We start from the raw sequence: 6,551 nt of genomic DNA on the forward strand, positions 1-6,551 counted from the left end.
GCGGGCCTCGGCGCAGCTGATACGCAGCCAATCGGCGATCACCTTGTGGGGCACTCCGCCGATCGCGGCGAACTCTTCTTGTGCCAGGCTGGCGATCAGGTCGTGGCTGGCCACCGCTTGGTGGCGCCGTGAGGTCTCCAGCCGCTCCAAGGCCCGTAGTCGCACCGCCGGCTGATAGGTGTCGAAGTCCAATGCGCGGACCCGGGCCACCGCCGCATCGAGGGCCTCCAGGGCGGCCGTTAGCTCCGGCGGAGCCGCCACCTGAGTCGAACTCATGTTCGATATTCTATGGGCGGGTACCGACATTGACCCCCGCGCAAGCTGTCCGCTGTGGATCAACTCCGAACTGTGGACAAACCGACCAAGACGGCTCGGGTCTGATTGCCCGGCTCCTCCTCGGGTCGTGCCGACCCGCATCGTCACCGGGCCGGGTCTGATTGCCCGGCTCCTCATCGGGTCGTGCCGACCCGCATCGTCACCGGGCCGGGTCTGATTGCCCGGCTCCTCCTCGGGTCGTGCCGACCCGCATCGTCACCGGGCTACGCTGCACCTATGCGGGTAGGCGTGCTGGGGGCCAAAGGCAAAGTCGGCTCGACGATGGTGCAGGCCGTGCAGGCCGCCGAAGATCTGACCCTGTCCGCCGAAGTCGACGCCGGCGATCCCCTCACTCTGTTCACCGACAGCCGCACCGAGGTGGTCATCGACTTCACCCACCCCGACGTCGTCATGGACAACCTCGAATTCTTGATCCACAACGGGATTCATGCAGTCGTCGGAACCACGGGCTTCACCGACGAGCGGCTCCAGCAAGTGCGCTCATGGCTGGCCGCCAAACCCGGAACCGCCGCGCTGATCGCACCGAACTTCGCGATCGGGGCAGTGCTGTGCATGCACTTCGCCAAGCAGGCCGCGCCGTTCTACGACTCGGTCGAGGTTATCGAGCTGCACCACCCGCAGAAGGCCGACGCGCCGTCTGGGACGGCCACGCGCACCGCCCAGCTGATCGCCGAAGCGCGAAAAGGCCTGGCGCCCAGCCCCGATGGCACGAGCACGAGCCTGCCCGGTGCCCGCGGCGCCGAGATCGACGGAATCCCGGTGCACTCTGTGCGGTTGGCCGGACTGGTCGCCCATCAGGAGGTGCTGTTGGGCATGGCGGGCGAGACACTGACCATCCGTCACGACAGCCTCGACCGCGCCTCGTTTGTGCCCGGCGTGTTGCTGGCGGTGCGCCACATCAAGGAATGTTCCGGCCTGACGGTAGGCATCGAACCGTTGCTCAATCTGCAATGACGAAAAGCCTAGGGGCCCTGCGTATCCGACTGCTCATCGCATTCATGTGCGCTGCGCTGCTGGTGTATTTGGCCCTGCTCGCCCGAATCGCCGTCGTCATGATCGGCTCAGGTCGAGCCGCCGCAACCAGTCTTGGGCTAGCGCTGCTCGTGCTGCCGGCAATCGGACTGTGGGCCATGATCGCAACGCTGCGCGCCGGGTTCGCCCACCAGAAACTGGCCCGCCTCATTGCCGACGACGGAATGGAACTCGACATCAGCGCGCTGCCACGACGACCCTCCGGCCGCATCGACCGACAGGCCGCCGATGTCTTGTTCGACACCGTCCGCGCCGAACTCCAAGAGAATCCCAACGACTGGCGGCGCTGGTACCGGTTGGCCCGCGCCTACGACTACGCCGGGGACCGCGGCCGCGCACGGGAGGCCATGAAGAAGGCCGTCCAGCTGCAGGGCCGACCATGAGCAAAACGCTGCTGGTTGTTCACCACACGCCGTCGCCCGGCACTCGGGAACTGCTCGAGGCCGTGCTCGCCGGCGCCAACGACCCGGAGATCGAAGGCGTCGACGTGGTGGTGCGCCCGGCGCTGGCTGCCACCGTCCCGGACATGCTCGACGCCGACGGCTACCTTTTCGGCACCACGGCCAACCTCGGTTACATGTCAGGAGCGCTCAAGCACTTCTTCGACACCGTCTACTACCCGAGCCTCGACCACGTCGCGGGCCGGCCCTACGGCCTGTGGGTGCATGGCAACAACGACACCATCGGCGCCGCAACGGCGGTCGACAAGGTAGCCACCGGACTGTCGCTGACGAAAGCCGCCGACGTACTGGAGGTCGTCGGCGGAATCGACGCGACGGTGCGTGAGCGGGCCTACGAGCTGGGCGGCACTCTGGCCGCCACATTGATGGAGTGACGGAGCTATGACGCTGCTGATCGCCAACCGCGGCGAGATTGCGCTTCGAATCATCCGCACCGCAATAGAACTAGGCATCGACACCGCGGCGGTATACGCCGAGGACGACGCCGACAGCCCGCATGTGCACGCCGCCGACGAGGCGATCGGCTTGCCCGGCACTGGTCCCGCCGTGTACTTGGATCACGCCGCAATTCTGGCGGCAGCCAATAAGGCCGGGGCCTCGATGATTCATCCGGGCTACGGATTCCTCAGCGAGGACGCCAAATTCGCGCGAGCTTGCGCAGCCGCAGGATACCGGTTTGTCGGCCCGGATGCCAACGTGCTCGAGCTGTTCGGCGACAAGTCCGCGGCCCGCCGCGCGGCGATCGCCGCAGGGGTACCGGTGCTGGCCGCGACCGACGGGCCCAGCAGTGTCGAGGAGATCCATGCATTTTTCGCCGCACACGACGGCGCGATCATGATCAAAGCGATTGGCGGCGGCGGAGGCCGTGGGCTGCGGGTAGTCCGTAGCGCAGAGCAGATCGACGATGCCTACCGTCAGTGCGCCGCCGAAGCGCAACTAGGCTTCGGCAACCCCGGTGTGTTAGCCGAGGCATTGTTCGACGACGCCCGTCACGTCGAGGTCCAAATCGTCGCCGCCGGCGCGCGGGCTTTCGCACTCGGCGATCGTGACTGCAGCGTCCAGCGCCGATACCAGAAGCTCATCGAGACGGCTCCAGCACAAGGACTTACAGACCAAGTGCGCACCGAGCTCCACCGCGCAGCTGCGCGGCTGTGCGCGCACGCCAACTACCAAGGACTAGCCACCGTCGAATTCCTCGTTGCCGGCGAGCGATTCGTGTTCCTGGAGGTCAATCCGCGCATCCAGGTGGAGCACACCGTCACCGAAGAGGTCACCGGGGTCGACCTGGTGGCGACCCAGCTCGCCATCGCCGACGGCGCGGCACTCGACGACTTGCGGCTACCCGCCGGAATCACCGCTCACGGCACCGATGTCACCGGTGAGCCCGCCTCGGCGCGCGGAATCGCGATCCAGACCCGAGTCAACATGGAGACAATCGACGCCGATGGATCCGTGGTTCCGACCGCGGGAACCCTGACCGGGTTCACGCCGCCGAGCGGCCCAGGGGTGCGCGTCGACACCTATGGCCGTCCGGGGCTCACCCCGAGCCCGCGCTACGACTCACTGCTGGCCAAAGTGATCATCCATGTGCCCGGAACGTCGTTTCCGGCGGCCCTGCGTAAAGCGCGAACAGCGCTGGCAGACTTCAGCATCGAGGGCATCGGCACGAACATTCCGTTGCTACGAGAAATCCTGTCCACCACCGAGCTTCAATCCGGGGTTGTCACAACGGGTTTTCTGGATGCCAAGCTTCCGGAGTTGGCGGCTGCCGCGGTGACCCGCCAACCGGAGATTCGAGCTACCGCACTCGAGCTGTATCCGGGTGAAGAAGCGCTGCGCGCACCGATGGCCGGCACCGTGATCGAGTTAGCACCAGAAGGCGCCGAATTCACTGCGGGCCGGCCGGTGGCGGTGTTGGAAGCGATGAAGATGCAGCACGTGCTCGCGGCTCCGGACGCCCTGCGCACTGTTCGCAACCTCGTGACGCCAGGGCAGGTCGTCGGAACCGGGGACCCGCTCCTCGTTTTCACTCGCACCGGCGCGGACATCGGTGGCGACGCCACTGCACAGCTCGACCTCGACCGGCCGCGGGCCGACCTCGACGAGGTGCGACATCGGCATCTGCTCACCCTGGACGAGGGCCGGCCGGAGGTAGTTACCAAGCGGCACAAGCAAAACCGCCGCACCGCGCGGGAGAACATCGCCGACCTCGTCGATCCGGGCAGCTTCGTCGAATACGGCGCCCTGGCCATCGCCGCGCAGCGCAGCCGCCGCTCGGAAGAGGACTTGATCACCAACACACCGGCAGACGGCCTGGTCGCGGGCCTCGCGAACATCGGCGGGGCCGAGGCGGTGGTGCTCTCCTACGACTACACCGTGCTCGCGGGGACGCAGGGCATGCGCAACCACGCCAAAACCGACCGGGTCCTGGAGCTGGCCGCGCGCAAGCGGGTGCCGGTGGTGCTGTTCGCTGAAGGCGGCGGCGGACGTCCCGGTGACACCGACCTCGGCAACATCGCCGGGCTGGACGTGCCGACCTTCCGCACGCTGGCCGCGCTAAACGGCCACGTGCCGCTGGTTTCGATCGTGTCCGGACGCTGCTTCGCCGGCAACGCCGCACTGGCCGGAATTTGCGACGTGATCATCGCGACCCCCGACGCCAACATCGGCATGGGCGGGCCGGCGATGATCGAGGGTGGCGGGCTCGGCGTGTACCGCCCCGAGGACATCGGCCCGATCGACGTGCAGCGGCGCAACGGCGTGGTGAGCCTGGTCGCCCGCGACGAAGCGCACGCAGTGTCGCTGGCTAAGCAGTACCTGTCGTATTTCCAAGGCAGCGTTGAGGATTGGCAGGCGCCTGATCCGCGGCTGGCCCGCCATGTGGTGCCGGAGAATCGGTTACGTGCTTACGACGTCCATCGGCTAATCGAATCAATCGTGGACGTCGGCTCGGTCCTGGAGCTGCGCCCGGGCTACGGGGTCGGCGTGGTGACCGAGCTGGTCCGGGTCGAAGGTGTGGCATATGGGTTGGTAGCCAACAGCAGTCACCATCTGGGCGGCGCGATCGACGCCGAGGCCGCCGACAAGACCGCGGACTTTTTCGCATTGTGCCAATCATCGGGGCTTCCCATCATCTCGCTCTGCGACACACCTGGATTCATGGTCGGCCCGGATGCGGAGAAGGACGCAGCTGTCCGGCGGTTCAGCCGCCTGTTCGTCGTTGGCGCGCGGCTCACTGTGCCGCTAGGAATGATCATCGTCCGCAAGGGATATGGGCTGGGCGCAATGGCCATGGCAGGCGGGTCATTCCATGCTCCGGATTTCACCGTTGCCTGGCCGACCGGCGAGATCGGCGGAATGGGGCTCGAAGGCGCAGTGCGCCTCGGTTTCCGCAAGGATCTGGCCGCCGTCGCTGACCCGGACGAGCGGCAACAGCTGTTCGAGAAACTGGTCGAGGCGGCCTATCAGCACGGCAAGGCGCTGACCTCGGCTACGACGTTCGAGCTCGATGACGTCATCGATCCCGCCGACTCCCGGTCGTGGATCATGCGGTTAGCCCGTCGCTGAAAGGATTCCCACGTGAAAGTTGACCAGAAGGTTGCCATTGTCACCGGCGGGGGCGGTGGGATCGGCGGCGCACTGGCCACGAGACTGGCACGCGAAGGCGCACGGGTCGTCGTCGCGGACCTGGACGCGAAAGCCGCGGCCGCGGTGGCCGAACACGCCGACAGCCAGCGGTCCGGTGTCGCGGTCAGTGCGGGCGCTGACGTATCCGACACTGCCGAGATCCAGCGGCTCATCCGGTTCGCGGAAAGCAAATTCGGCCCGGTTGACCTGTACTTCGCGAACGCCGGCATCACCGGCGTGACCGGCCTCGACGTCAGCGAACGGGATTGGGACCGAAGCCTCGACGTGAACCTGCGCGCCCACATCCGGGCCGCGCAATTGCTCATTCCCGGCTGGGTCGAGCGCGGCGAGGGCTACTTCGTCAGCACCGCGTCGGCGGCCGGCTTGCTCACCCAACTCGGCTCGGCAACCTACTCGGTCACCAAGCACGCGGCGGTCGGCTTCGCCGAGTGGCTCAACATCACGTACGGCGACAAGGGAGTCCGGGTGAGCTGCCTCTGCCCGATGGGTGTCAACACCAAGCTGCTGTACTCCGGTGAGCAGTCCGGCGATCCGCTGGGCGACCTGGCGACGCGCGCAGTCACCACCGCTGGCGAAGTGCTAGAGCCATCCAAGGTTGCCGATGCCGTGCTGGCGGCCATCGAGGAGGAGCGCTTTCTCATCCTTCCACACCCGGAAGTGCTGGACATGTACCGCCAAAAGGCCGCCGACTACGACCGGTGGCTGCGCGGCATGCGCCGCTACCAGCGCAGCCTGTTAGGAGATGAACGATGACCCGCGCTGTCGACGATGCAGAGCGAAGCGATGAGGAGGAGCAGCGCAATTGACCACTGAAAATCTCACCGGCCGCACGGCGATTATTACCGGCGCCTCGCGGGGGATCGGGCTGGCCGTCGCGCAGCGACTAGCCCGGGATGGCGCCAATGTCGTGGTGACGTCACGCAAGCAGGAGAACGCGGACGCGGCCGCCGCGCAGGTCGGGGGTAACGCCCTCGGTGTCGCCGCCCATGCCGTCGAAGAGACTGCCGCGCAACGGTGTATCGACCTGGCGCTGGAGCGTTTCGGCAGTATCGACATCCTCGTCAACAACGCCGG

6 protein-coding genes and 1 pseudogene are annotated in these 6,551 nt (G+C 66.7%); 6 read left to right on the forward strand and 1 reads right to left on the reverse strand.

All coding sequences use genetic code 11. From position 1 onward, the window contains the following. Nucleotides 1-276 (reverse strand): annotated as a pseudogene (locus VFA16_RS21175) (HNH endonuclease); the annotation flags it as partial. Nucleotides 277-552: 276 nt separating this feature from the next. Here VFA16_RS21175 and dapB point away from each other — a divergent pair. The 6 genes from dapB to VFA16_RS21205 form a co-directional block, all read left to right on the forward strand. Continuing rightward, nucleotides 553-1,290, forward strand: coding sequence for a 4-hydroxy-tetrahydrodipicolinate reductase (gene dapB, locus VFA16_RS21180; protein WP_324969717.1), 738 nt, complete (start codon nucleotides 553-555; stop codon nucleotides 1,288-1,290). Then, nucleotides 1,287-1,751 carry a hypothetical protein gene (locus tag VFA16_RS21185; protein WP_324969718.1) on the forward strand — a complete coding sequence of 155 codons (465 nt, stop codon included), beginning with the start codon at nucleotides 1,287-1,289 and terminating at the stop codon, nucleotides 1,749-1,751. Before dapB ends, VFA16_RS21185 begins: the two co-directional genes overlap by 4 nt. Next, nucleotides 1,748-2,203, forward strand: a complete 456-nt coding sequence (locus tag VFA16_RS21190) for a flavodoxin (protein WP_324969719.1) — start codon at nucleotides 1,748-1,750, stop codon at nucleotides 2,201-2,203. The genes VFA16_RS21185 and VFA16_RS21190 overlap by 4 nt, the downstream gene beginning before the upstream one ends. A gap of 7 nt (nucleotides 2,204-2,210) precedes the next feature. Beyond that, nucleotides 2,211-5,396, forward strand: coding sequence for an acetyl-CoA carboxylase family protein (locus tag VFA16_RS21195; protein WP_324969720.1), 3,186 nt, complete (start codon nucleotides 2,211-2,213; stop codon nucleotides 5,394-5,396). Between the two features lie 12 nt (nucleotides 5,397-5,408). Continuing rightward, nucleotides 5,409-6,230: an SDR family oxidoreductase gene (locus VFA16_RS21200; protein ID WP_324969721.1), complete on the forward strand. Its 822-nt coding sequence runs from the start codon at nucleotides 5,409-5,411 to the stop codon at nucleotides 6,228-6,230. A 49-nt stretch (nucleotides 6,231-6,279) separates the two neighbouring features. Continuing rightward, the coding region (locus VFA16_RS21205; protein ID WP_324969722.1) for an SDR family NAD(P)-dependent oxidoreductase at nucleotides 6,280-6,551 on the forward strand (272 nt) is incomplete at its 3' end.

This window comes from Mycobacterium sp., from assembly GCF_035653355.1.
GTDB lineage: Bacteria > Actinomycetota > Actinomycetes > Mycobacteriales > Mycobacteriaceae > Mycobacterium.

Coding starts and splice junctions, on each gene's coding strand:
- dapB (WP_324969717.1), top strand. CDS start 553: ATGCGGGTAGGCGTGCTGGGGGCCAAAGGCAAAGTCGGCTCGACGATG.
- VFA16_RS21185 (WP_324969718.1), top strand. CDS start 1,287: ATGACGAAAAGCCTAGGGGCCCTGCGTATCCGACTGCTCATCGCATTC.
- VFA16_RS21190 (WP_324969719.1), top strand. CDS start 1,748: ATGAGCAAAACGCTGCTGGTTGTTCACCACACGCCGTCGCCCGGCACT.
- VFA16_RS21195 (WP_324969720.1), top strand. CDS start 2,211: ATGACGCTGCTGATCGCCAACCGCGGCGAGATTGCGCTTCGAATCATC.